The organism is Hydrogenophaga taeniospiralis, assembly GCF_020510445.1.
Lineage (GTDB): Bacteria > Pseudomonadota > Gammaproteobacteria > Burkholderiales > Burkholderiaceae_C > Hydrogenophaga.
Genome location: NZ_JAHBAG010000001.1, coordinates 2347132 through 2372360, shown reverse-complemented (window position 1 = coordinate 2372360; position 25229 = coordinate 2347132). Strand labels below are relative to the sequence as shown.

At 66.9% G+C, this 25229-nt stretch carries 22 protein-coding genes; 10 read left to right on the top strand and 12 right to left on the bottom strand.

Features of this window, described 5'->3' with window-relative positions; all coding sequences use genetic code 11:
• Positions 1 to 4: 4 nt before the first annotated feature.
• The 3 genes from KIH07_RS11335 to KIH07_RS11325 form a co-directional block, all read right to left on the bottom strand.
• Complete coding sequence (locus tag KIH07_RS11335) at positions 5 to 2368, bottom strand: nitric oxide reductase activation protein NorD (RefSeq protein WP_226492067.1); 2364 nt, start codon at positions 2366 to 2368, stop codon at positions 5 to 7.
• 36 nt (positions 2369 to 2404) lie between these two features.
• Positions 2405 to 3214 carry a CbbQ/NirQ/NorQ/GpvN family protein gene (locus KIH07_RS11330; protein WP_226492066.1) on the bottom strand — a complete coding sequence of 270 codons (810 nt, stop codon included), beginning with the start codon at positions 3212 to 3214 and terminating at the stop codon, positions 2405 to 2407.
• 361 nt (positions 3215 to 3575) lie between these two features.
• Positions 3576 to 4955, bottom strand: a complete 1380-nt coding sequence (locus KIH07_RS11325) for a ribulose-bisphosphate carboxylase (RefSeq protein WP_226492065.1) — start codon at positions 4953 to 4955, stop codon at positions 3576 to 3578.
• Positions 4956 to 5073: 118 nt separating this feature from the next.
• On the opposite strand from KIH07_RS11325, the gene KIH07_RS11320 reads away from it, so the two are divergent.
• A complete protein-coding gene (locus tag KIH07_RS11320) occupies positions 5074 to 5994 on the top strand; it encodes a LysR family transcriptional regulator (RefSeq protein WP_226492064.1) in 921 nt (306 codons plus the stop codon).
• Between the two features lie 18 nt (positions 5995 to 6012).
• Here KIH07_RS11320 and KIH07_RS11315 read toward each other — a convergent pair whose 3' ends face one another.
• Positions 6013 to 7326, bottom strand: a complete 1314-nt coding sequence (locus tag KIH07_RS11315) for a hemolysin family protein (RefSeq protein ID WP_226492063.1) — start codon at positions 7324 to 7326, stop codon at positions 6013 to 6015.
• Positions 7327 to 7335: 9 nt separating this feature from the next.
• Here KIH07_RS11315 and KIH07_RS11310 point away from each other — a divergent pair, with 9 nt between their 5' ends.
• Entirely contained in the window at positions 7336 to 8172 is an 837-nt protein-coding gene (locus tag KIH07_RS11310) for a symmetrical bis(5'-nucleosyl)-tetraphosphatase (protein WP_226492062.1), read from the top strand.
• A gap of 24 nt (positions 8173 to 8196) precedes the next feature.
• Here the strand turns inward: KIH07_RS11310 and KIH07_RS11305 are convergent, their stop codons facing one another.
• The 3 genes from KIH07_RS11305 to dcd all read right to left on the bottom strand — a co-directional run bounded on the left by KIH07_RS11305 (position 8197) and on the right by dcd (position 11423).
• Positions 8197 to 9684 (bottom strand): DEAD/DEAH box helicase, encoded by a 1488-nt coding sequence (locus KIH07_RS11305; protein WP_226492061.1) that lies wholly within the window; start codon positions 9682 to 9684, stop codon positions 8197 to 8199.
• A 156-nt stretch (positions 9685 to 9840) separates the two neighbouring features.
• Positions 9841 to 10740, bottom strand: a complete 900-nt coding sequence (locus KIH07_RS11300) for a neutral zinc metallopeptidase (protein WP_226492060.1) — start codon at positions 10738 to 10740, stop codon at positions 9841 to 9843.
• Between the two features lie 107 nt (positions 10741 to 10847).
• Entirely contained in the window at positions 10848 to 11423 is a 576-nt protein-coding gene (dcd, locus tag KIH07_RS11295; protein WP_068172500.1) for a dCTP deaminase, read from the bottom strand.
• A 173-nt stretch (positions 11424 to 11596) separates the two neighbouring features.
• Between dcd and KIH07_RS11290 the strand changes: the two genes are divergently transcribed.
• The 5 genes from KIH07_RS11290 (at position 11597) to KIH07_RS11270 (ending at position 17572) form a co-directional block, all read left to right on the top strand.
• On the top strand, positions 11597 to 12196 hold the full coding sequence (locus KIH07_RS11290) for a GbsR/MarR family transcriptional regulator (RefSeq protein WP_226492059.1): 600 nt from the start codon (positions 11597 to 11599) through the stop codon (positions 12194 to 12196).
• A gap of 31 nt (positions 12197 to 12227) precedes the next feature.
• The gene (locus KIH07_RS11285) at positions 12228 to 13598 is read left to right on the top strand and encodes a cytochrome ubiquinol oxidase subunit I (protein ID WP_226492058.1); all 1371 of its coding nucleotides are present in this window, start codon (positions 12228 to 12230) and stop codon (positions 13596 to 13598) included.
• Positions 13599 to 13617: 19 nt separating this feature from the next.
• Positions 13618 to 14622: a cytochrome d ubiquinol oxidase subunit II gene (locus KIH07_RS11280; protein ID WP_226492057.1), complete on the top strand. Its 1005-nt coding sequence runs from the start codon at positions 13618 to 13620 to the stop codon at positions 14620 to 14622.
• Positions 14623 to 14723: 101 nt separating this feature from the next.
• The gene (locus KIH07_RS11275; protein WP_226492056.1) at positions 14724 to 16127 is read left to right on the top strand and encodes an ATP-binding protein; all 1404 of its coding nucleotides are present in this window, start codon (positions 14724 to 14726) and stop codon (positions 16125 to 16127) included.
• Positions 16128 to 16177: 50 nt separating this feature from the next.
• Positions 16178 to 17572 carry an ATP-binding protein gene (locus tag KIH07_RS11270; RefSeq protein ID WP_226492055.1) on the top strand — a complete coding sequence of 465 codons (1395 nt, stop codon included), beginning with the start codon at positions 16178 to 16180 and terminating at the stop codon, positions 17570 to 17572.
• 64 nt (positions 17573 to 17636) lie between these two features.
• Here KIH07_RS11270 and guaD read toward each other — a convergent pair whose 3' ends face one another.
• Positions 17637 to 18920, bottom strand: coding sequence for a guanine deaminase (guaD, locus tag KIH07_RS11265; RefSeq protein WP_226492054.1), 1284 nt, complete (start codon positions 18918 to 18920; stop codon positions 17637 to 17639).
• 84 nt (positions 18921 to 19004) lie between these two features.
• Complete coding sequence (locus KIH07_RS11260; RefSeq protein WP_226492053.1) at positions 19005 to 20102, bottom strand: BMP family ABC transporter substrate-binding protein; 1098 nt, start codon at positions 20100 to 20102, stop codon at positions 19005 to 19007.
• A gap of 182 nt (positions 20103 to 20284) precedes the next feature.
• Between KIH07_RS11260 and KIH07_RS11255 the strand changes: the two genes are divergently transcribed.
• Genes KIH07_RS11255 through KIH07_RS11245 form a run of 3 tightly spaced genes read left to right on the top strand, consistent with a single transcriptional unit; the run spans position 20285 to position 21630 of the window.
• The gene (locus KIH07_RS11255) at positions 20285 to 20668 is read left to right on the top strand and encodes a DUF6463 family protein (RefSeq protein ID WP_226492052.1); all 384 of its coding nucleotides are present in this window, start codon (positions 20285 to 20287) and stop codon (positions 20666 to 20668) included.
• Between the two features lie 3 nt (positions 20669 to 20671).
• Positions 20672 to 21226: a TetR/AcrR family transcriptional regulator gene (locus KIH07_RS11250; protein ID WP_226492051.1), complete on the top strand. Its 555-nt coding sequence runs from the start codon at positions 20672 to 20674 to the stop codon at positions 21224 to 21226.
• Positions 21223 to 21630 carry a hypothetical protein gene (locus tag KIH07_RS11245; RefSeq protein ID WP_226492050.1) on the top strand — a complete coding sequence of 136 codons (408 nt, stop codon included), beginning with the start codon at positions 21223 to 21225 and terminating at the stop codon, positions 21628 to 21630. The genes KIH07_RS11250 and KIH07_RS11245 overlap by 4 nt, the downstream gene beginning before the upstream one ends.
• A 32-nt stretch (positions 21631 to 21662) precedes the next feature.
• Here the strand turns inward: KIH07_RS11245 and KIH07_RS11240 are convergent, their stop codons facing one another.
• The 3 genes from KIH07_RS11240 to KIH07_RS11230 all read right to left on the bottom strand — a co-directional run bounded on the left by KIH07_RS11240 (position 21663) and on the right by KIH07_RS11230 (position 25227).
• Positions 21663 to 22700: an adenosine deaminase gene (locus KIH07_RS11240; RefSeq protein ID WP_226492049.1), complete on the bottom strand. Its 1038-nt coding sequence runs from the start codon at positions 22698 to 22700 to the stop codon at positions 21663 to 21665.
• Between the two features lie 137 nt (positions 22701 to 22837).
• On the bottom strand, positions 22838 to 23893 hold the full coding sequence (locus tag KIH07_RS11235; protein WP_226492048.1) for an aromatic ring-hydroxylating oxygenase subunit alpha: 1056 nt from the start codon (positions 23891 to 23893) through the stop codon (positions 22838 to 22840).
• A gap of 188 nt (positions 23894 to 24081) precedes the next feature.
• Positions 24082 to 25227, bottom strand: coding sequence for a BMP family ABC transporter substrate-binding protein (locus KIH07_RS11230; RefSeq protein ID WP_226492047.1), 1146 nt, complete (start codon positions 25225 to 25227; stop codon positions 24082 to 24084).
• Between the last annotated feature and the right edge of the window lie 2 nt (positions 25228 to 25229).

The window sequence follows — 25229 nt, the reverse complement described above, 5'->3', positions numbered from 1 at the left end:
GTGCTTAGCGCGTCAACGACATGAACAGCTGCGGCAACCGCTCGGGCAGGCGCTGCACGTTTTCGATCACCGTGTGGCGCCCGCCGAAGATGTCGCCCACGTAGGCGTCGGCCTTCGGGTCCAGGCTGATGCAGTGGGTGTAGATGCCGTCTCGCCCGAGTTCGCGCACGGCTTCGCGCGCGTCTTCGATCAGCGTTCGCTCGTCGGGCGTGTCGACGTCGCTGGGTTGGCCGTCGGTGAGGATGAGCAGCAGCTTCTTGTCGGCCTGGCGCGCGCCCAGGTAGTGGCCGGCGTGGCGCAGGGCCGCGCCCATGCGGGTGGAGTACCCCGCCTCGATGCCTGCGAGCCGCCCCTTCACCTCGTCGTCAAAACCTTCGTCAAAACCCTTGATGTGCTGGTAGCGCACGTCGTGCCGGGTGTTGGAGTGAAAGCCCGCGATGGCGAAGGGATCGCCCAGCTGTTCGATGGCCCAGGCCAGCAGGGTGACGGCTTCGCGGCTGAGGTCGAGCACGGTCTGCTCACTGCCTGCCGCCGGTTCGTTGAGCGACTGCGACAGGTCGAGCAGCAGCAGCACCGCGATGTCGCGCCCGTCGGTGCGGTGGCTCATGTTGATGCGCGGGTCGGGCGCGGCGCCGCTCTTGAAATCGATCAGCGAGCGGATCGCCACGTCCAGGTCCAGCTCGCTGCCCTCTTCCTGGAAACGGATGCGCTGCTTGTCCTGCGGCTTGAGCAGATCGAGCAGGCGCTTGAGCTGCTTGGCCAGCCCGGCGTGGCGCGCGAGGATGGCGTGGATCTGTGCCGGGTTTCCGCTGGGTTGCAGGCGCTCGTACAGGCTCACCCAGTCGGGCCGCCAGGTCTGGCTCTGGTGGTCCCACTCGGGGTAGTGGCGCGGCGGCAGGCCGGCCACGTCGGGCGGGGTGTCGCTCTGGCGCGGCGGCTGGAAACTCTCTTCTTCGTCGCCGGCCTCGATGTAGATCCACAGGTGGCGGTTGTCGTCGCGGTAGTCCACCTCGGTGTCGGTGAAAAACACATCGGGCAGCTGGTCGCTCTGGCGGCGGATGCGCGCCACGCACGAGAGCGCGAGGCTGGCCATCTCTTGTGTGCTCGATGGGCCGGTGGCCAGCGCCTGGTGGAAGCGCTGGCGGAAATGAAGCAGGTCCGGGTCGGTGTAGCCGTGCTGCGGGTCGAGCATGGCGCGCGAGAGCATGGCCAGGCGGTGCCGCAGGCACGAGTGCCTGGCCGGGTCGCAGGCGCCCTCCGTCGGGCGCGGGTGCAGGCGCAGCAGCGTGCCGCGCAGGCCGGGGTATTCGCGCAGCAGCAGGGTGTCGATGCGCGCATCTTCAAACGTCTCCACCGCCAGGCGCTGGAACGGGCTCCAGTTGTCGGCCACTTGCGGCTGACTCCAGCGCCGGTGACCGGCCATGTGGGCGAGCGCGGCGCGGTAGCGGTCGATGCCGCGCACGCCGGCGCGGTCGTCGTACACGTCGGGCAGGCGCATGCCCAGGTGGTCGACATACGGGCGCAGTTGCGCCGACGCATCCGGCACGCTGTCGCCGCCCAGCTGGGCAGTCGCGTAGGGCACGAGCAGCGCCTGCTGTTGCCACAGCGCCTGCAGGTACAGATCGAGCGCGCGGCTGTGGTCGGCCAGCAGGGTGCCGCGGCGCTCGCGCTGCAGCACGGCCTTGGCATCGGCGCTGCGCAGACCGAAGTAGTCGCGCTGGTGGTCGGGGTGGTGCTGGTGGTTGCGAATGCCGTACTCCACCCAGCGCTGCAGCCCGCCCACGCTGAGCAGGCCCAGCAGCTGCGGCGCACGCTCGAAGAACAACGGCAGCCCCGGGCTGGCAAAAGTCTTGTGGTGGCCGTGGATGGAGCCGGTGGTGCGCTCCATGAAGTCGAGCGAGAGGCTGAGGTAACGCTGGAACGGCTCGCGCGAGGACAGCGCCCCCCACCCCGGCTGCGCCAGCTCCCCAGGGGGCGCGCCGTCGTTCCTGGGGCGGCCCGGCGAGCGGCTCAGACGCCGCGCCACCGCAGCCAGGCTCTGCAGGAACGGCGTGATGGCTTTGCCGTTGGGCGATTTGTAGAGGGTGTGGATGGCGGCGGCGATGGCGGGCAAGGCGTCTTCCCCCAGCGAGCGCGCGACCTGCGGCCACTCGGCCAGAAAGATCAACATGGGCTCCACGCCACGGCCCAGCTTGCCGAGGACGCGCGCGTAATCGAGATAGGCGTCCAGCCCCTCGGGGCTGAGCACGCGCACCGCATCGACCAGGCAGGCCTCGAACACCGGGTCCACCTCGGGGAAACGCGTGTCGAGCCGGGCGCGCCACGCGGGCAGGCGCTCCAGGAAGCTCGCGGTTTCGGTGGCGGTCATCGCGTCGGGTGGGGTGGGCGCCGTGTCGTGGCGGGCTCAGACCGGCACGGTCTCGAACACGGCGTCGATCGCGTGGTCCAGCGTCTCGCGGATGTCGGCGTCGTCGGTGATCGGCCGCACCAGCGCCATGCGGCAGGCGTCGCGCGGCGCCACGCCGCCCTGCATGAGCGTGGCAGCGTAGACCATGAGGCGGGTGGAGATGCCTTCGACCAGGCCGTGGCCCTTGAGGTTGCGAGCGGCGACGGCGATCTTCACCAGCCGCTCGGCCAGCGCCACGTCGATGCCGGTTTCGCTGGCCACGATGCGCGCTTCCTGCTCGGGCGGCGGGTAGTCGAAATCGAACGCGGCGAAGCGCTGTTTGGTGGAGGGCTTCAGGTCCTTCATGAGGTTCTGGTAGCCGGGGTTGTAGGAGATGACGAGCTGAAAGTCGGGGTGGGCACGCACCTGCTCGCCTTTTTTGTCCAGCGGCAGGGTGCGGCGGTGGTCGGTGAGCGGGTGGATCACGACGGTGGTGTCCTGGCGCGCTTCGACGATTTCATCGAGGTAGCAGATGGCGCCCATCCGCGCGGCCATGGTGAGCGGACCGTCGAGCCAGCGCGTGCCACCGGCTTCGAGCAGGTAGCGGCCCACGAGGTCGGACGCGGTCATGTCTTCGTTGCAGGCGACGGTGATGAGCGGGCGGTCGAGTTTCCAGGCCATGTATTCGACGAAGCGCGATTTGCCGCAGCCGGTGGGGCCTTTGAGCATGACCGGCAAGCGCGCGGCGTAGGCGGCTTCGTACAGCGCGACTTCGTTGCTCTGGGGTTGGTAGTAGGGTTCTTGGTCGATGCGGTAGTCGGTGGTCATCTCTTGTCTCCGATTGACTGGGGCCTTGCTGGGCTCCGTGATGAAGGCACTTCGCTCCGCGTTTGGAGCACTGGGCATCCAACTACGCTCATGTCCCCCGGTCCGGGCTGCGCCCGGCCCTCCTCCTTTACTTCGCTGCGTCGGACACCCAGCGCTCCAAACGCATGCACCCGGGCTCCAATCTGTCCTTTGCACGCCCATGCTGCTTCGGGATTGGGGCCGATGGGTGTACTGCAAAGCGAGGTAAAGGAGGAGGCGGCGGAACGCCGCCGGGGGACACGAGCGTCGCAGTGCGCCCAGCGGCCCCAATCCCGAAGCAGCCACCGCCCGAAGGCAGCGAAGGCAACGAAAGCAGCAGGTATTACCTGTGAGTCCCCAGCTTCTCGCGCCAGCCGGGATACAGCTTGTCCGCATCCCCCGGAAACGAGGCAAAGGCCCGGGCGAATTCCTGGTGGTCCTTGGCGAACTCGATCGGGTCCGCGCCCGACTTCCAGCACTCGTAGGACTGGCGCAGCGAGATCGCGCCGGCGGCCGGTGAATCGATGTGGCCGTAGGAGCCACCACCCGAGGTGTTGATCACGTTGCCGTGGCCCAGGTTCTGGAAGAAACCCGGCAGACGCAGCGCGTTCATGCCGCCCGAAATGATCGGCGTCGTGGGCTTCATGCCGTACCACTTCTGGAAGTAGACCGGCCCCTGGCACTCGTCGCGCTCAATCATGTAGGCGATCAGGCGGTCGTCGTTCTCACCTTCCATCTTGCCGTAGCCCATGGTGCCCACGTGGATGCCCGAGGCGCCCTGCAAGCGGGAAATCTTCGCCAGCACGAAGGCCGTGTAGCCGCGCTTGGCGCTCGGGCTGGTGATCATGCCGTGGCCGGCGCGGTGGTAGTGCAGGTATTGGCCGGGGTACTGGCGGCGCGCCGTGGTGATCATGCCCGGGCCGCCCACGAAACCGTCCACCAGGAAAGCCACCTTGTCGGCGTCGGCGCCGAAGGTCTCCAGGATGAAGTCGGCGCGGGCGCACATCTCGTAATGGTCGTCGGCCGTGATGTTGGCCGAGAACAGTTTGGCCTGGCCGGTTTCGTCCTGGGCGCGCTTCATCGCGTCGGCCACCAGCGGAATCGTCTTCTTCATCGGCGAAAACACCTGGTTGCCCTGGGGTTCGTCGTTCTTGATGAAGTCGCCACCGAGCCAGAACTGGTAGGCCGCCGCCGCGAAGGGCTCGGGACGCAGGCCCAGCTTGGGTTTGATGATGGTGCCGGCGATGTAGCCGCCGTCTTTCACCGGGCGGCCCAGGATGCGCCACAGGTCGGAGATGTCCTTGCTCGGGCCGTCGAACAGCTGGATCGCGCGCTCGGGCATGTAGAAGTCGTGGATCTTGGCGTGCTGGATGTCGCCCATGCCCTGGTTGTTGCCGATCACCAGCGTGAGGAACGAGACGATCATCATGCGGCCGTCGGTCACGTTGCGGTCGAACAGGTCCAGCGGGTAGGCGATGCGCATGTCTTCCGTGGCTTCGTCGATGTAATACACCAGCGCGTCCAGGCCCTTGGTGAAGTCGTCGGTGGTGCTCACTTCGACGTTGGTGCCGGTGGACGACTCGGCCGCAAAGTGGGCCGCGGCCTCCAGGTAGCCTTGGCCGGCCTTGGGCTTCATCTTGTAGGCCACGAGGATGTGTTGGCCGCCGGCGATCAGGTCGGCTTCTTTGAGGCTCAGGTCGGCGTAGCGGTTGCTCTGGTCCATGGGACTCTCCATAAGGGGCTGTTGATGGAGGTGATTGTTGGCCCGCGGACGAATAAGTAAAAGTAAAATGTTTAGACTGTTACGGTAGAGTTTTATCAATCAACAGATGAGGCACGCCATGCAACTGCGCCACGCCACCCTGCACCAGCTGCGCATCTTTCACGCGGTGGCGCGCCACGGCAGTTTCGCGCGCGCCGCCGAGGCGCTGCACCTGTCGCCGCCCACACTGTCGTTGCAGGTCAAGCAGTTGTCGGAAACCGTGGGCCAGCCGCTGTTCGAGCAGTTGGGCAAGAAGATCTTTCTCACCGCCGCCGGCCAGACCCTGGCCGACGCCTGTCACGACATCGAAACCCGCATGGAGCGCCTGTCGGAAGACCTGGCCGCGCTGCAGGGCGTGGAGCGCGGCAGCCTGAAGCTCGCGATCCTCACGACCGTGAAATACACCGTGCCCAAACTGCTGGGCGGCTTCTGCGCGGCGCACCCCGGCATCGAGGTGGCGATGCTGGTGGGCAACCGCGAAAACCTGCTGCAGCGCCTGGCCGCCAACCAGGACGACCTCTACATCATGGGCCAGCCGCCCGAGAGCATGGACGTGGTCAGCGAGAACTTCGCCGACAACCCGCTGGTGCTGGTGGCGCCGCCCGACCACCCGCTGGTGGGCCAGAAGAAGATCGCGCCCAAGCGGCTCGCCAGCGAGCCCTTCATCCTGCGCGAGCCGGGTTCGGGCACGCGGCTGACCGCCGAAAAGTTCTTCGCCAGCCAGGGTGTGACGTTGAAGAACCGGCTCGAAGTGGGCAGCAACGAAGCCATCAAGCAGACCGTGGCCGGCGGCCTGGGCCTGGCGGTGCTCTCCAGCACCACGGTGGTGTCCGAACTCGCCCTGGGCGAGCTGGTGATGCTGGACGTGGTGGGTTTCCCGCTGATCCGCCGCTGGCACGTGGTCTACCCGCGCGGCAAGCGGCTGTCGGCCGCGGCGCTGGCGTTCAAGGACTGGCTGTTCGAGCACCGGCCCGTGGGCCCCGCCCAGCCCACCGCCTGAGCCGGCCCGGGCGCCCGCTCAGCGGGCCTCTTCGGCCAGCGTTTCCTCGTCTTCGGGCAGGCGCGAGATCAGCACCTGGTCGATGCGCCGGCCGTCGAGCACCAGCACCTCGAAGCGCCAGCCCACGCAGTCCACGTGCTGGTGCTGCTCCAGCAGATCGCCTTGCACGGTCTGCATCAGGCCGGCCACGGTGTTGTAGCGGCCCTTGTCCTCGTCGGGCAGTTCCCCGATGTCCAGCCGCGCCTTGAGCTCGGCCACCGGCATGGCGCCGTCGACCAGCCAGGCGCCGTCTTCGCGCTGCGTGGCCCAGGCGTTCGTGGCCGCGTGGGGCGAGAGTTCGCCGGTGATCGCTTCGAGCATGTCCAGCGGGGTCAGCAGGCCCTGCACCACGCCGTATTCGTCCACCACGAACACCATGCGCGTGGAGCGTTCGCGGAACTGCTCCAGCAGCTCCATGCCGCTGAGCGTTTCGGGCACGAACACGGCCGGCTGCACGTGGCGCATCAGCACCTCGTTGTGGCCTTCGGCCTGCAGCGCCAGCATGCGCGGCAGGTGAATCACCCCCACCACGTCCTCCAGCCCGCCGCGGCACACCGGGTACCAGGAATGGCCGGTGATCCAGGCCTTCTGCACCGCCTCGTTGATCGTGTCCTGGGCGTTGAGCCACTGGATCTCGGAGTGCGGCACCATGATCGAGGTGAGCTGGCGGTCGTCGAGCTGGAACACGTTGCGCACCATCTGGTGCTCGTGCTCTTCGATGATGCCGGCGTCCACGCCCTCTTCCAGGCTGGCGTTGATTTCTTCCTCGGTCACGTGCTGGACCGCGTTGGTGTCGATGCGCAGCAGCTTCAAGGTGCCCTGCGTCGTCACCGACAGCAGCAGCACGAACGGACGCGCGATGCGCGCCACCCAGGCCATGGGCCGCGAGACCCAGCGCGAAACGGTTTCGGGGTAGAGCTGGCCGATGCGCTTGGGCACCAGTTCACCGAACACGATGGTGATGAAGGTGATGACCACCACCACCACGGCGGTGGCGGTGATGCTGGCCGTGGTGCTGGCCATGCCCAGGCCGGTCAGCCCCTCGGCCAGGCCATCGCTGAAGGCCGCCTCGCCCACGATGCCGTTGAGCATGCCGATGGAGGTGATGCCGACCTGCACCGACGACAGGAACCGGGTCGGGTCCTCCAGCAGCTTCAAGGCGGTCTGCGCGCCCTTGTCACCGGACTCCGCCATGGCCGCCAGACGCGCCTTTTTGCTGGAAGCCAGCGCCAGCTCGGACATGGCGAAAGCGCCATTGAGCAGCGTGAGGAAAACAATGATGAGGATGTCCATAATCGGCGAATGGCACTTTACATGATCGGTGACGTGCAGGGCTGTGACGACGCCCTGGGCCGTCTGCTCGACGAAATCGGTTTTTCACCCAGCCGCGACACGCTGTACCTGCTGGGGGACCTGGTCAACCGCGGGCCCGGGTCGCTGGCGGTGGTGCGCCGGCTGATGGCGTTCGAAGGCTCGGCGCATTGCCTGCTGGGCAACCACGACCTGCACCTGCTCGCGGTCGCGCACGGCGTGCGCAAACCCCACCGCAGCGACACCGTGGGCGACGTGCTGCACGCGCCCGACCGCGACGCCCTGCTCGACTGGCTGCGGGCGCGGCCCATGGCGCTGTTCGAACACGGCTGGCTGATGGTGCACGCCGGTGTGCTGCCCCAGTGGGACGTGGCGCAGACGCTGGCGCTGGCGCAGGAACTGCAGTCGGTGCTGCGCAGCCCGGACTGGGCGGTGTTTCTCAAGGACATGTATGGCAACCGGCCCGACCGCTGGAGCGACGCGCTGCAGGGCCCCGAGCGCCTGCGTGTGATCGTCAACGCGCTCACGCGCCTGCGCTTCTGCACGGCGCAGGGGGCGATGGAGTTCGACACCAAGGACAGTGCGGACAGCGCCCCCGCGGGCTTCATGCCTTGGTTCGACGTGCCCGGACGGCGCACGGCCGGCGTGCCGGTGGCGTTCGGCCACTGGTCCACGCTGGGCACGGTGCGGCGCGACGATCTGTTGCCACTGGACACGGGCTGTGTGTGGGGCGGTTGTCTCACGGCCGCGCGCATGCTCGATGCAGCGGGCCGCGTCGAGCGCATCGCCGTGCGCTGCGCCCAGGCGCGCAAACCCGGCAAAGATTGAAACACCGACGCGAGAGACAGCCTCTCAGTTGTCCGGCGTGGGGGCCGGGGCGCTCTTGAACAGCGCCGGCACTTTCTTGCGGGTCTTGATGTTGGGCGAACCGCTGCGCACCGCGGGCCGTTGCGACACTTCCCACGACGGCGGGGCGTCGCTGGGCGCGCTGGGCTCGTAGGGCTTGTCGAACAACGGATCGGCCGGGGCGCGTGGAGCGCGCACGGGGCGGCCGGCCGAGGCCGAGCGGCCGTCCGCTTCGTAGCGGCTGCCAGACCGGGGTTCGCGCGGCGGGCGGCTGTCGCGGCGCGCTTCCTCGCCTTCGGGCTGCTGCCAGGCGCGCTGGCCGTCGTTGAAGCGGCCGGCCGGGCGGCGGTCGGCTTCGAGTTCCAGCGCTTCGAGCTCCAGCTTCTTGCCCAGCAGCTTTTCCAGATCGCCCATCAGGCGCGCGTCGCGCCCGCTGACGAAGGACACCGCCAGACCCGAGGCGCCGGCGCGGCCGGTGCGGCCGATGCGGTGCACATAGTCTTCGGCGTTGAACGGGATGTCGAAGTTGAACACCGCCGGCACGTCCTTGATGTCCAGGCCGCGCGCGGCCACATCGGTGCACACCAGCAGATCGACCACGCCGCTCTTGAAGGCTTCGAGCGCCTTCAGGCGTTCGTCCTGGCTCTTGTCGCCGTGCAGGGCCGTGGTGTTCAGGCCCTCGCGCTCCAGCGAACGCGCCAGACGCGCACAGCCGAGCTTGCTGTTGACGAACACGAAAGCCTGCTTGAGGCCACGTTCGCGCAGGATCTGCTTGAGCATGCCGCGCTTGTCGTCGTCGTCGACCCGGTAAAAGTGTTGCTCGACGGTGGAGGCGGTGGCGTTGGAGCGCGCCACTTCGATCGTCACCGGGTCCTGCAGGTAGCTGTTGGCCAGCCGCTTGATCTCGGTCGAGAAGGTGGCCGAGAACAGCAGCGTGGTGCGCTGCTTGGGCAAATACGAAAGGATGCGCTGCAGATCGGGCAGGAAGCCGATGTCGAGCATGCGGTCGGCCTCGTCGAGCACCACGTACTCGACCTGGTTCAACACGCAGTTCTTGGCCTCGATGTGGTCCAGCAGACGGCCCGGCGTGGCCACCAGCACCTCGACACCTTTTTTCAGCTCGGCGGTCTGCGGCTTCATGTCCATGCCGCCGAACACCACGGTGCTGCGCAGGTTGGTGTACTTGGCGTAGAGCTTGACCTGCTCGGCCACCTGGTCGGCCAGCTCGCGCGTGGGCAACAGCACCAGCGCGCGCACCGGGTGGCGCGCGGGCGAAGTGGAGGTGTTGTCGTGCTTCATCATGCGCTGCAGTAGCGGCAGGGTGAAAGCGGCCGTCTTGCCGGTGCCGGTCTGGGCCGCGCCCATCACGTCACGTCCCTGCAGCACCACGGGAATGGCCTGCGCCTGGATCGGCGTCATGTTCTCGTAGCCCATTTCGGCCACGGCTCGCTCCAGCGAGGGTGAGAGGGAGAGTTGGGAAAAGGATTGCGTCATTGCGGTACAGGTAAGGGCCCCCGACCCTGGCGGAGCCAGGCCCCCAAGGGGTGCCGTCGTTCTTGGGGCGGCCCGGCGGACGGCTCGATAGCCGGGTATTGTCTCACTTTGACCGCTTTTCACCCAAGCGCCGCGCCGCGGTGGCGCGCGGGGGCCTCAGATCTGGCGCGCGCTGAAGGTATCACAGTCCTTGACGCGGCCGCTCTCCAGCCCCTTGTGGAACCAGCGCTGGCGCTGTTCGCTGGTGCCGTGGGTGAAGCTGTCGGGCACGACCTGCCCCTGGCTGCGGCGCTGCAGGGCGTCGTCGCCGATCGCGGCGGCCGCGTTCAGCGCCTCCTCCAAGTCGCCCGGTTCCAGAATGGCCTTGCTCCGGTGGTTGTGGTTGGCCCAGATGCCGGCAAAACAGTCGGCCTGCAATTCCAGCCGCACGGACAGCGCGTTGTATTCGCGCTGGCTGACGCGCCCGCGCGCCTGCTCCATCTTGTCGGTGGTGCCGAGCAGGTTCTGCACGTGGTGGCCGACCTCGTGGGCGATCACATAGGCCTGGGCAAAGTCACCGGGCGCGCCGAGCTGGCTGCGCAGCGTGTCGTAGAAGCCCAGATCGATGTAGACCTTCTGATCGCCCGGGCAATAGAACGGCCCCATGGCCGACTGCCCGGTGCCGCAGGCCGTGGCCATCGAGCCCTGAAACAGCACGAGCGTGGGTTTGTGGTATTCGGCGCCGCCCTGGCGGAACACTTCGCCCCACGCGTCTTCCGTGCCGCCCAGCACGCCCCTCACGAACCGGCCCATGTCGTCGGTGGGCAGACTCGCCGGCGTGGAGGCCGGCTCCACCTGCGCACTGGGGGCCAGTTCACCGGTACCGCCCAGGAAGCCGAGGATGGTCATCGGGTTGATGCCGAAGATCCAGCCGGCGATCAGCGCCACCACGATGGTGCCCAGGCCGATGTTCCGTCCGCCGGTGCGGCGGCCGCCACCACCACCGAACATGCCGCCCCCCGATGAGGAGCGGCGGTCTTCCACCTGGTCCGACTGGCGGTTGTTTTCCCATTTCATGGCGGATTCTCCTCGGGCCTGGCGACACAGCCAGACCCATTATGCAAAGCCCCCAACAAAAAACGCTGCCGTGGGGCAGCGCTTGTGTGGCGAGCGGGGTGAAGGTTTCAGGTCTTGGGCAGCGTCACGCCGACCTGGCCCTGGTACTTGCCGCCGCGGTCCTTGTAGCTGGTCTCGCAGACGTCGTCCTTGTCGCTTTCGAAGAACAGCACCTGGGCGCAGCCTTCACCGGCGTAGATCTTGGCCGGCAGCGGCGTGGTGTTGCTGAACTCCAGCGTCACATAGCCTTCCCACTCGGGCTCGAAGGGCGTCACGTTGACGATGATGCCGCAGCGCGCGTAGGTGCTCTTGCCCAAGCAGATGGTAAGCACGTTGCGCGGGATGCGGAAGTACTCGATGGTGCGCGCCAGCGCGAAGCTGTTGGGCGGGATGATGCAGACGTCCTTGTTGATGTCCACAAAGCTGTTTTCGTCGAAGTTCTTCGGGTCCACCACGGTGCTGTGGATGTTGGTGAAGACCTTGAATTCGGGCGCGCAGCGGATGTCGTAGCCGTAGCTGCTGGTGCCGTAGCTCACGATCTTGTGGCCGGCGGCGTCCTGGCGGATCTGGCCCGGCTCGAAGGGATCGATCATGCCGTGCTGTTCGGCCATGCGGCGGATCCATTTGTCGCTTTTGATGCTCATGCGTGCGTGCTCCGGGCGGTGTTGTTGGGTCCTGTTGTTGGGTCCGATTGTAGGCACCCGCCCATACCGCACCGGGCGCGCCGTCCCACCGCGGCCCCCCATTGACCCTGTTGCCATTCATGTAATTTCAGAACTTCCTGAAAATTCAGACACGGCCACCTAGACTCCCGGCCATGCCGCTGCAAGACCACCTTCCCCCGCTGAACCGCGAATTCGTTGCCCACTTTGGCGAGATGGGCAGCAAATGGGGCATCAACCGCACCGTGGGCCAGATCTACGCGCTGATCTTCATCTCGCCCCGGGCGCTCAACGCCGACGAGATCGCCGAGCAGCTGGAGTTCTCGCGCTCCAACGTCAGCATGGGCCTGAAAGAGCTGCAGTCCTGGCGCCTGGTGCGGCTGCGCCACCAGCCCGGTGACCGGCGCGAGTATTTCGAAGCGCCCGCCGATGTGTGGGAGATCTTCCGCGTGCTGGCCGAAGAGCGGCGCCGCCGCGAAATCGAGCCGACGCTGTCGATGCTGCGCACGGCCCTGCTGGAGACGCCCTCGACCGACGCGGAGCGCCACGCCCAGGCCCGCATGCGCGACATGCACGACCTGATCGACCGGCTCATGACCTGGTTCGACGACGTGCAGAAGCTCGCCCCCGAGACCGCCCTGCAGCTCATGGGCATGGGCGCCACCGTGACCCGCGTGCTCGAACTCAAGGACCGGCTCACCGGCAAGGGCGCCACCCGCGCGGCCCGCTCCGACAAGCTGTCCGACGCCGCCTGACGGCCCTTTTCGCCCCCCACCTGGACCCCCCATGGACGCCTTGATCCTGTCGCGCATGCAGTTCGCGGCCAACATCAGTTTCCACATCCTGTTCCCCACCATCACCATCGCGTTGTGCTGGTTCCTGCTGTTTTTCCGGCTGCGCTTCATCCAGACCCGCGACCCGGCCTGGGAGGAGGCGTATTACTTCTGGACCAAGGTGTTCGCGCTCAGCTTCGCGCTGGGCGTGGTCTCGGGCATCGTGATGAGCTTCCAGTTCGGCACCAACTGGCAGGGCTTCATGGAGAAGACCGGCAACATCTCGGGGCCGCTGCTGGGTTACGAGGTGCTGACCGCGTTTTTCCTGGAGGCCAGCTTCCTGGGCATCATGCTGTTTGGCCGGGGCCGGGTGTCCGAGCGCGTGCACCTGACCGCCACCGCGCTGGTGGCACTGGGCACGACGCTGTCGGCGTTCTGGATCCTCAGCCTCAACTCCTGGCTGCAGACGCCCGCGGGCTTCGAGATCGTCAACGGCCAGTTCATCCCCACCGACTGGTGGGCGGTGGTGTTCAACCCCTCGTTCCCCTACCGCTTCGCGCACAAGCTGCTGGCCTCGGCGCTGACCGCCTCGTTCCTGATCGCGGGCCTGTGCGCCTGGCAACTGCTCAAGGGCAGCGCCACGGCCGGCACCCACAAGGCCATGCGCACGGCCATCGTGGCGGCCGCGGTGGCCATGCCGCTGCAGTTCCTGGCCGGCGATCTGCACGGACTCAACACCCTGGAGCACCAGCCGGCCAAGATCGCCGCGATGGAAGGCATTTGGGACACCGAGAAGGGCGCGCCGCTCACGCTCTTCGGCATCCCCGACGAAGCCGCGGGCACCACCCACCACGCGCTCAAGATCCCCCGGCTGGCCAGCCTGGTGCTCACGCACGACCTCGATGGCGAGGTCCAGGGCATCCACGATTTCAAAGATGCACACCCACCGGTGGCGCCGGTGTTCTGGGGTTTTCGCGTGATGGTGGGTGTGGGCAGCCTGATGCTGGTGGTGGCCTGGTTCAGCGCCTGGCGGCTCTGGCGCCAGCGCCGCCAGGGCGCGGCAGAAGGCCACCACCCGTGGCCCCGGCCCTGGCTCTGGGTGCTCGCGGGCATGACGTTTTCGGGCTGGCTGGCCACGCTCTCGGGCTGGTACGTGACCGAGATCGGCCGCCAGCCCTTCATGGTCTACGGCCTGCTGCGCACCAGCGAGCTGGCCACCCACACGGCGCCGCCCATGATCGCGCTCACCCTCACCGCCTACCTGGTGGTCTACGGCCTGCTGCTGGTCACCTACGTGGGCGTGCTCAAGTACATGGCGGAGCACCCCGTCCAGCACGCGCCCTCCCCCACCCACGGCGCCGAACTCGGCAAGGCCGGCGTCTGACACCCCTTCGGAGAATCCCATGGACACAAGCTGGGCCCACCTGCTGCCGCTGATCTTTCTGGCCGTGATGGGCCTGGCCCTGCTGGCCTACGTGGTGCTCGACGGCTACGACCTCGGCGTGGGCCTGCTGCTGCCGCTGGCCGACGACGCGCAGAAGGACATCATGATCGCCAGCATCGGCCCGTTCTGGGACGCCAACGAGACCTGGCTGGTGCTGGGCGTGGGCGTGTTGCTGGTGGCGTTCCCGTTCGCCCATGGCCTGGTGCTGCAGGCGCTGTACCTGCCAGTGGCCCTGATGCTGATCGGGCTGATCCTGCGCGGTGTGGCGTTCGACTTCCGCGTGAAGGCGCCGCTGGTCTGGAAGCCGTTCTGGAACCGGGCCTTCTTCGGCGGCTCGCTGCTGGCCAGCGCGGCCCAGGGCTGGATGCTGGGCAGCTACATCACCGGTTTCGACAACGGGCCGCTCGGGCTGGGTTTCAGCCTGGGCATCGCGCTCACGCTGCCCGCCGCCTACGTGCTGCTGGGCGCGGGCTGGCTGATCATGAAGACCGAAGGCGCCTTGCAGGAGCGTGCAGTGCACTGGGCACGGCGCGTGCTGTGGCCCGTGGGCGCGGCCCTGGTGGCCATCTCGGCCGCCACGCCGCTGGTGAACCCGGCGGTGGTGGACAAGTGGTTCGGCGTGCCCGAGGTGTTCGCGCTGATGCCGATCCCACTGAGCTGTGCCGTGGCCTTTTTCGCGGTGCGCTGGGTGGTGACACACCCGGGCATGGTGAAAGCGGGCCATGGCTGGGTGGTGTTCGTGGCCACGGTGCTGATCTTCGTGCTGGCCTTCTTCGGGCTGGCCTACAGCATCTTTCCGGACATCGTGATCGGCCGCATGACGGTGTGGGAAGCGGCGATCGGCACCGGGTCGCTCACGGTGGTGTTCATCGGGGTGGCGATCACGCTGCCGGTGATCGTGGTCTACACCGCTTTCATGTACCGCGTGTTCTGGGGCAAGGCGCGGGCGCTCACGTACAACTGACGTTTTGGCGCACACCGCTGAAAGCGAAAAGACCGGCAACCAGGAGAAATCTGCTCTAATAATTTTGAAAAGAATTCCGTCGACTCCCCGGAGGACCCGCGATGAAGATTCCGCAAAACCGTCGCATCCTGCTGGTTGACGACATGCCCGCCATCCATGAGGATTTTCGAAAAATCCTCATGCCCCAAGCGCTGGAACATGGGGAACTCAGCGCTGTGGAGGCGGCCCTGTTTGGCGATGATGCCCAAGCGCCCGACCTGACCGCCTTTGAACTCGATTCGGCCTACCAGGGGCAGGAAGGGCTGTCAAAAATAGAGGCGTCCCTCCAGGAAAACCGGCCGTACGCCATGGCCTTCGTGGACATGCGCATGCCGCCGGGGTGGGATGGCGTGCAAACCATTGAACATCTGTGGCGCAGCGACCCGCGCTTGCAGGTGGTCATTTGCACGGCCTATGCCGACAGTTCGTGGGACGACATCTTGGCGCGACTGGAGGTACGTGACCGGCTGCTCATCCTGAAAAAGCCCTTTGATGCGATTGAGGTCTTCCAGCTGGCCACGGCGCTCACCACCAAATGGCAAATGACACACGATGCCGCGGCGCAACGCACGCGCTTGGAGGACGCGGTACAGGAACGCACCCGTGAGCTGCGCACCGTCAATGAAGCTTTGCAAAACGAGATCGGCGAGCGCAAGCACCTGGAAGGGCAACTGGTCCAGTCGGAGAAACTGGCCTCCATCGGCCAACTGGCCGCCGGTGTTGCGCATGAGATCAACAACCCGATTGGCTATATCTTTTCAAACTTCGGCACGTTGGAAGGCTATATCGAGCAATTGTTTGAGTTGCTCACAGCCTACGAAGATGCCGAGTCCAGCATTCCCACACCCGACGTGGCCGAGCACCTGCGGGCCTTGCGCGAACGCGTGGAACTGGATTTCCTGAAAGAAGACATTCCCGTGCTCATGCGGGAATCCAAGCAAGGCATCGTGCGGGTGCGTCAGATCGTTCAGGATCTGAAGGATTTTTCCCGCGTGGACTCCAAGCAGGAGTGGGAATGGGCCGATTTGCACAAGGGCATCGACTCGACGCTGAACATCGTGGCCAGCGAAATCAAGTACAAGGCCGATCTGGTGAAGGAGTACGGCGCCATTCCCAGCATCGAATGCCTGGCGTCCCAGATCAACCAGGTGGTCATGAACCTGGTGGTCAACGCGGCCCATGCCATGGGCGATACGCGTGGATGCATCACCATTCGCACGGGAACCGAAGGGGAACACGTGTGGCTGGAGGTGGGCGACACCGGCTCTGGCATACCACCTGAAACGCTCAAACGCATTTTCGAGCCCTTCTTCACCACCAAGCCCATCGGCAAAGGCACGGGGCTGGGGCTGTCGCTGTCCTACGGCATCGTGCAAAAACACAATGGACGGATTGACGTGGACAGTGTGGTCGATCAAGGCACCACATTCCGCGTCACGCTGCCCATTCGACAGGCCCCCACGTAAGCCGGGGCCATGGTCCGATCCGTGTAGGCCGTTTCATGCAAGGCGCCCCCATGAAGACACGATCCATTGAAGACAACGACCATGGTCCAGAGACGGAGGCTCTGGCGGACACGCCTCGGATCAACGAGCAGGATCTGTTGAGCACGTTGATGGAAAACTCGCCGGACTCCATCTTCTTCAAGGATCTGGAATCGCGCCTGGTCAAGGCCAGCCGTTCGGAAATTCAGAACCTCCGGCGGCTGGCGATCAGCCGCTACCGTGCCGCGCATCCGGACATCGGTGAAGATGCCCTCCCGCCCCATCTGGCCAGCGAGGACGCTTTTGAAACATTTGTGATCGGCAAAACCGATGCGGATATCTATGGCGAAGACCGGGCGGGTGAATTCAGCAACGATGAAAAAGAGATCATCCGGACCGGGAAACCCATTGTCGAGAAGAGCGAAAAAACCGTTCACCCGGACGGGCGTGTCGTCTGGTACCTCACCACCAAAGGCCCCTGGAGAGACCGGAACGGCAACCTGATCGGGACCTTTGGAACCTCGAAAAACATTTCCGAACTGAAGGAAGCGGAGCGACGAATCGAGGAGGTTCGGGCCCAGCTGCTCACCACGGCGCGCCTGGCGGGCATGGCCGAGATCGCCACCAACGTGTTGCACAACGTGGGCAACGTGCTCAACAGCGTCAACGTGTCGGCCGACCTGATGGCCGCCCAGTTGCGGGCATCCAAACTCAAGGGGCTCACGCGCGCCATCGGCTTGATGGATGCACATGCCGAGGATCTGGGTGGGTTCTTGACGCAGGATCCCAAAGGCAAGCTGCTGCCCACCTATCTGCGCGAACTGGCCCGGGCGCTGGAGGTCGAGCACGAAGCCATGGCGACGGAACTCGGTGCACTGTGCAGCAGTGTCGACCACATCAAACAGGTCATCGCCACCCAGCAGTCCTACGCGGGCGCACCGCGTATGGTCGAGTCCGCCCATGTGGACGAGCTGCTGGACGACGCGCTGCGCATGCACGCGGATGCGCTGACACGCCACAAAGTGGACGTTGACAAAGGCCACGTGACTTTGCCCGCTCTCCTGCTGGATCGGCATCGTGTGTTGCAGGTGCTGGTGAACCTGATCAGCAACGCCAAGCAGGCCTTGCACGGCGTCTCAGACAGGCGGCCGCTCATCACACTGAGTGCTGTTTTGCTGGAAGGGGTGGAAGGGGCCGTGCTGCGCATCACCGTGACGGACAACGGAGAAGGCATCGCGCCGGAGAATCTGACGCGCGTTTTCTCCCACGGTTTCACCACACGCAAGAACGGGCATGGCTTTGGTCTGCACAGTTGCGTGCTGGCCGCCCAGGAAATGGGGGGCAGCCTGCACGTCCACAGCGACGGCCCCGGACAAGGGGCATCGTTCATCCTGGAGATTCCCGTCGCGCCCGCGCACGCTCATTGAACGCGAACGGGTCTGCCAAAGACAGGCCCTGGCGGCATGCCGCCATCAGTGCGGGGCCCGCGCTCTACAGGGCCTGGGAAATGACGGTTCGCTCGACCACCCGGTCGTCGCCCAACACGATCAGCGCAAACAACAGCTCGTCCAGGCTGTTCGCCTGATCGGTCTTGCGCGCCAGCAGCGGTGTGGCCTTGGGGTTGAGCACCACGAAGTCGGCCTCGCTGCCGGGCCGCAGGTTGCCCACCACACCGCCCAGGCCCAGCGCCTGCGCCGCGCCCGCGGTGTGTTGCCACCAGAGCTGGCCTGGGCTGAGGCTCATGCCGGTCTTGGTGTGGCCTTCGCGGCCCACGTAGTAGGCCGCGAGCATGGTGTGGAACGGCGAGAAGCTGGTGCCGCCGCCCACGTCGCTGGCGAGGCCGTGGCGCATGCCGGCAGCCTCGGCCGCGGCGAAGTCGAAGAAGCCGCTGCCCAGAAACAGGTTGCTGGTGGGGCTCACGGCCGCGGCCGCACCGGTTTCGGCCATGAGCGCGCGATCGGCCGCGTCGAAGTGGATGCAGTGGGCGTAGACGGCGCGCTCGCGCAGCAGGCCGTGGTCGCCGTACACGCCCAGGTAGCTGCGCGCGTGCGGGAACAGTTCGGCCACCCAGCGCACTTCGTCGAGGTTTTCCGCCACGTGCGACTGGATCCACACCTGCGGGTACTTCGCGGCCAGTTCGCCCGCGCCGCGCAACTGCTCGGGCGAGCTGGTGGGCGCGAAACGGGGCGTGATCGCGTAGCCCAGCCGGTCCACGCCGTGCCAGCGCTGGATCAGCGCCTCGGTGTCGATCAGGCTCTGTTCGGTGTCGTCGCGCACGCCGTCGGGGCTGTGGCGGTCCTGCAGCACCTTGCCGGTGATGAAGCGCAGCCCGCGCTGGTGCGCCTGCTCGAAGATGGCGTTGACCGAGGCGGGGTGCGAGGTGGCGAAGCTCAGCGCGGTGGTCACCCCGTGGCGCTGCAGCTCGTCCAGGAAAAAACCCGCCACTTCGCTGGCGTGGCCCCCATCGGAAAAACGGGATTCGTGCGGAAAGGTGTAGTTCGTCAGCCAGGGCAGCAGCCCGTCGGCCGGCGCGCCGATCACGTCGAGCTGTGGGTAGTGGATGTGCAGGTCCACAAAACCGGGGGCGATGAGGCGCCCGCGCAGGTCTTCCACCGGCACGCCCGCGAACGCGCCGGCCAGCGACCGGTGGTCGCCCACGGCCTGCACCACATGCCGGCCGCTGGCGTCCGGCCCCGTCACCAGCAGCCCGTCTTCGTCGTAGATCGGGCTGTGGTCGTCGGAAAAACGGAGGATGGCGGCGCGGTAGGCTTGCATGGACGCTAGCTTACCGGGCTCCAGCGCCGCCGGCATACCGCCAGGCCCATAAGGCCCATGCGGATGCCGGGCCGCGGCGCTCCTTCAGCGCGCCAGCTTGCCCAGCACGCCCTCGGCCAGCCAGTTCATGTTCAGGATGTCCGGGTCGCCCAGCGTCTTGCCCGCCGGGATCACCACCCGGCCTTCGTTGTCGCGCACGTCCCCGTGGCTGGCGGCGAAGGCGTGCAGCCTGCCGGCGGCCATGTCGGCCTGGCGCGCCGTCACTTCCTCGCGCACGGCGGCGGGCACCTTGCTGCCGTAGGCGTCGACGCGGATCATGCCGTCCTTCACGCCACCCCAGACGCTGCCGCTCTTCCAGCTGCCATCGAGCGCGGCCTTGACGCGGTGCGTGTAGTACTCGCCCCAGAGGTGGGTGACGGCGGCGATCTGCGCGTCGGGCGCGAACTTGCGCATATCGGAGTGGTAGGCCACGGCCAGCTTGCCGCGCTCCTGCGCCGCGCTCATGACGGCGGTGGAACCGGTGTGGAAGGCCAGCACCTCGGCGCCCTGGTTCATGAGCGTCATGGCGGCATCGCGCTCACGCGGCGGGTTGAACCACTCGCCGAGGAACACCACGCGCACCGTGGCCGCCGGATTCACCGAGCGCATGCCGAGCGTGAAGGCGTTGATGCCCTGCACCACCTCGGGGATCGGAAAACCGGCGACGTAGCCGGCCTGCGTGGCCATGCGCCCCGCGGCCACGCCGGCCAGATAGCGGCCCTCGTAGTACCGCGCGTTGGCCGTGGCCACGTTGGGCGCGGTCTTGTAGCCGGTGATCGACTCGAACTTCACGTCCGGGAACTCGCGCGCCACCTTCAGCGTGGGTTCCATGTAGCCGAAGCTGGGCGTGAAGATGATCTTGTGGCCTTGCTGAGCGAGGTCGCGGATCACGCGTTCGGCGTCCGGGCCCTCGGGCACGTTCTCGACAAAACGGGTTTCCACCCGGCTGCCCAGAGCGGCCTGCACCGCCAGGCGCCCCTGCTCGTGCTGACGCACCCAGCCGGCCTCGGTGAGCGGCGCCACGTACACGAAGGCCGCCTTCAGCGGCGCCTGGGCGGGCGTCTGGGCGTGGGTTGAAAAAGGGATGAAAAAACTGGCGGCCGCCAGGACGCAGACGCGCCGGGCCACGAGGTTTTTGTACATGGTGTTCCTCTACATGGCTTCCGAAGGACAAAAAAAGCGAGCCGGGGAAGCACCGGCTCGCAGACTGGAATTCTACCCGCCGGGCCCGTCCCAGGCACCGGCTTGTGCCGTTGATGACATTGAAACATACCATTTGGTATGGTATGTTTCGCCATCCAAAAACCATTGAACCGGAGGTTTTCATGTGGGCATACCGACGTGGTGGCTGGCTGCTCGTGGCCATTGGCGTGATCCATTGTGCGATCGGCCTGCTGCTCAGCTGGGGCATCGTGGCGGCGTGGAGCGCAGCCGGCTGGTGGCACAGCATTGAGCGCCCGGGCGTGATGCACATGGACCGGTTCGCCGCCCTGTGGTTTCAGGTGGCGGGCGTTTCCTGGGTGTTGCTGGGCTGGCTGACGCAGCAATGGCTGGACCGCCTGGGCACCGCACCGGCCTCGCTGGGCTGGGCGCTGTTGGTCATGGGCCTGCTCGTGGCCTACGTGCTGCCCGTCTCGGGCGCCTGGCTGTTTGTCGCGCTGGGCCTGCGCATGGCCTGGCCGCCCCGCCAGCTCCGCCGCGTCGCCTGAAACATGGCCGCCCCCCTCACCCGCAACGACTGGCTGGAAAAAGGCCTGCATCTGCTCGGCGATGGCGGTCCGCAGCAACTCCGGATCGACACCCTGTGCAACGCACTGGGCGTGACCAAGGGGTCGTTCTATCACCACTTCGCCAGTCAGCCCGCCTACGTGAGCGCCCTGCTCGTCCACTGGAAAAACACCTACACGCAGCAGCTCATTGACGCGGTGGCCGCGTTCGACGACCCGCGCTTGCGCAGCGAGCGCCTGAGCCAGTTGGTGTTCAGCAAGGACATGAGGCCCGAAGTGGCCTTGCGGGCGTGGGGCAACAGCCATGCCGAGGTGGCCGCCACGGTGCAGGCCGTTGACGCCCAGCGCATCGCCTACCTGACGGACCTCGCACAAGGCATGGGGGTGGCTCCGGCCCAGGCCCGTTTGATCGCCAGGATGGGCTACGCGCAACTGATCGGCATCCAGCACCTGCCGACCCTGGTCACGCCCGAGGACGCGGCGCAGATGGATCACACCCTGTGCATGCTGCTGCTCCCGACCCAGGGGACGCCGCCGTGACCGCTCCGGTATGGGCCGCTGGCCTGGACTTTCTGGCCGCTGCCTTGCACATCGCCATCATCGTCGGCGGCCCGGCCTGGTACCGGTTCTTTGGCGCGGGGGAGCGGATGGCGCGGCGGGCCGGGCAGGGCCACCCCGGGCCCGCCTTGCTCACAGCGGGTATCGCATTGGCGCTGGCAGGCTTTGGCTTCTACACGCTGTCGCTGGGCGGGTGCTGCGAAGCACTGCCCTGGCGCCGCGAGGTGGTGTGGGGGATTGCCGGGGTTTATGCCGCTCGCGCCGCCGTGGTGTTGGGGCTGGCGCCCTGGATGGCGACGATGCGCACCCCTTTCATGCTGGGTTCATCGCTGATCTGCGGCCTGTACGCGGTTGCCCATTTCTGGGCGCTGCGCGCCACCGCCTAGCAGCCGCGCACAGCGCAGCGGGGGTGGCCCGTTCAGGCCAGCGCCGCTTGTCCTATCGACCGGTCCAGCGCGTCGAGCAAGGCGGCACGCTCGGCGTCGCTCACAAAGCTCGCCTCGAAACTGTTTTTCGCCAGCGTGACCACCTCGGCCTCGGTCAGCGCGAGCGAGCGCACGGTCTGCTCGAAGTTGTCGTTCAGGTAGCCGCCGAAATAGGCCGGGTCGTCGGAGTTGACGGTGGCGCACAGGCCCGCGTCGAGCAACTGCTTCATGGGATGGTCGGCCAGATCGTCCACCACACAGAGCTTCAGGTTGGACAGCGGGCACACCGTCAGCGGCGTGCGGCGCTTCGCCAGCTCGGCCACCAGCACCGGGTCTTCCAGGCAACGCACGCCGTGGTCGATGCGCTCGGCCTGCAGCAGCTCCAGCGCCTCCCAGATGTACTCGGGCGGACCCTCTTCGCCCGCATGCGCCACGATGCGCAGGCCCAGCTCGCGGCAGCGCGCGAAGACGTGGATGAACTTCTCGGGCGGGTGGTCGACCTCGCTCGAATCCAGGCCCACGCCGATGAAGTGCTCGCGGTAGGGCAAGGCGGCTTCGAGCGTGGCGGCGGCGTCCTCTTCGCTCAGGTGGCGCAGGAAACACAGGATCAACGAGGCGCTGATGCCCAGCTGCGACCGGGCATCGGCGCAGGCGCGTGAGAGGCCCTGGATCACCGTGCCCATGGGCACGCCTCGCGCGGTGTGGGTCTGCGGGTCGAAGAACAGCTCGGCGTGGATCACGTGGTCGGCCTTGGCCCGCAGGAAGTAGGCCCAGGCCATGTCGTAGAAGTCGGCTTCCTTCAGCAACACGCTGGCGCCCGCGTAGTAGATGTCCAGAAAGCTCTGCAGGTCGGTGAAGGCGTAGGCCGCGCGCAGCGCCTCCACGCTGGCGTAGGGCAGCACGACCCCGTTGCGCTGGGCCAGGGTGAAGATGAGTTCGGGCTCCAGCGAGCCTTCGATGTGGATGTGCAGCTCGGCCTTGGGAATGGCACGCGCCAGGGCCACGGCGCGTTCAACGGCGGGGTTTTTCATGGCTTTGACTCCTAGCGAGGGAAATAAAAAAGGGTATCAGTTTTCCATGGCGCCGGAGCGCCGAACGGTCCAAGCCCTGGGCACCGCAGGGCGCTCCCTTGAGAGGGGGTCGCGAAGCGCGGCGGGGGTGGTTCCTCTCAGCACACGCCCAGCGTCACACCCAGGCGCGCGAGGTAGCGGCGGTAGGCGCTGGACATGCGGTCGGCCGGGCTGTGCACCTCGGCGATGGGGCCGTCCCGGCCAATCGGCAGGGCGTGCGGCAGTTGCGATTCCACGACCGGGCGGTCCTGGGCGAACACCGCGTCCTGGAAGGCACGCAATTCTTCGTCGTCCGACAGATCGCCCAGGGTGGCCATGGCAAACCAGGCGGTGCACGAGCCGGTGGTGTCGGGCCGGATGAACAGCGCGATCGCGTTGCTCACCGGATCGCCCACGCTGCCGTCCTTGCGCAGGATGGCGGCGAACGGGTGCGGCACGGCGTAGTGGTAGGCGACCCAGCCGCCCTCGCTGGCGCCGGCGTAGGCGCGCGGTTGCCAGGCGCGGCAATCGTCGGCCACCAGGCCGTCGGCCCCCTCCTGCACCTTGCCGGTCTCCACCTGTGCGTGGCTGCGCGCGCCCAGCCAGCCTTCGTGCACGAAACCGAAATGGCTCAGGTCCAGGAAGTTCTCCACCAGGCGCGGCGCGCCGGTGTTCACGTCGTAAGGCCCGCAGAGCACCTGGCGCCACAGCGGATCGCTCCAGGGCTCGAACACGGGCGGCTCGGTCAGCGCGGCGGGCACTTCGGTGCGGTCGGGGCACTCCAGCCGCACCCACACGAGGCCATGGCGTTCGGTGGCTTCGAACACCGTGGCGCAATGGGACGCGGGCGGCTCGAAAGCCGGCGCAGCCGGCACATGCACACAGCGCCCGCTGGCCACCTGCGCCTGCGCGGCCGCCGCATCGCCGCCAAACTGCCAGCCGTGGTACGGGCACTCCAGCCGCGCACCGTGCAGGTGGTTGAGCACCCGGCCGAGCGAGAGGCGCGCGCCGCGGTGCGGGCAACGGTCGCCCCAGGCATGCACCACCCCTGGCGCACCGTCGTGGCCCGGCTCGCGCCACAGCACCAGCGCCTCCCCCATCAGGATGCACGACACCGGCGTGTCACGCACCTGGTTGGACGCGATCACGGGGTGCCAGAGCTGGTTTTCGATCATCGAATCTCCTCAAGCAAAAAAGCCGCTGCGGGTGCAGCGGCTTGGACCGAGGGCCCCGCAGGTCAGGCGGAGATGGCCACCCCGATTCGGAGCGAACGGCCTTCCCGAGGATGCGGTGGAGCCGGCTCCGCCGGTCCACTCGCATCGCCCCCTTGAGGGGGTCGCGCCAGCGGCGCGGCGGGGGTGGGTCAGTTCGGCACCTTGCCTTCAACACCCTTGACAAAGAACTTCACGCCGCCCAGGAACGCGTCGTCGGCGACCGTGTCCTTGGCCAGCACTTCCTTGCCGCTCTGGTCCACGATCGGGCCTTTCCAGATGGCAAAGCTGCCGTCCTTCAGGCCGGCCTTGACGGCGTCGATCTTGGCCTTGGTTTCGGCCGGCACGTCTTCGGCGATGGACACCATGTCGATCGCGCCTTCCTTGTGACCCCACCACACGCCACCGGTGGTCCAGGTGCCTTCCAGCGCGTCCTTGGTGGCCTTGATGTAGTACGGCGCCCAGTTGATCACGGCCGAGCCCAGATGGGCCTTGGGGCCGTAGGCGGTCATGTCGGAGTCCCAGCCGAAGGCGCGCTTGCCCAGCTTTTCGGCGGTCTGCAGCACGGCCGAGGAGTCGGTGTTCTGCATCAGCACGTCGGCGCCGCCGTTGATCAGCGAGGTGGCGGCTTCGGTCTCCTTCGGTGGGTCGAACCAGCCGTTGACCCAGACCACCTTGGTCTTGACCTTGGGGTTGACCGACTGCGCACCCAGCGTGAAGCTGTTGATGTTTCGGATCACCTCGGGAATTGGGATCGAGGCCACCACACCCAAGGTATTGGTCTTGGTCATGCTGCCCGCGATCACGCCGGCCATGTAGGCGCCTTCGTAGGTGCGGCTGTCGTAGGTGCGCATGTTCTCGGCCGTCTTGTAGCCGGTGGCATGTTCGAACTTCACCTCCTTGAAGTCGGGCGCCACCTTGAGCATGGGCTCCATGTAGCCGAAGGTGGTGCCGAAGATCAGCTTGTTGCCCTGGCCGGCCAGATCGCGCAGCACGCGCTCGGCGTCGGCGCTCTCGGGCACGTTTTCCACGAAGCTGGTCACCACCTTGTCGCCGAACTCGGCCTCGACCGCCTTGCGGCCGTTGTCGTGGGCAAAGGTCCAGCCGCCGTCGCCCACCGGGCCGACGTAGGCAAACGCGATCTTCAGCGGCTCGGCCTTGGGCGCCTCGACCGCGGCGGGTGCGGGAGCCGGCGCGGGTGCCGCCTCTTCCTTCTTGCCGCAGCCGATCAGCACGGCGCTGGCCACCGCGGTCAACGCGGCGAGCTTCATCAGGGAACGTTTGCTCAGGTCAGTCATGG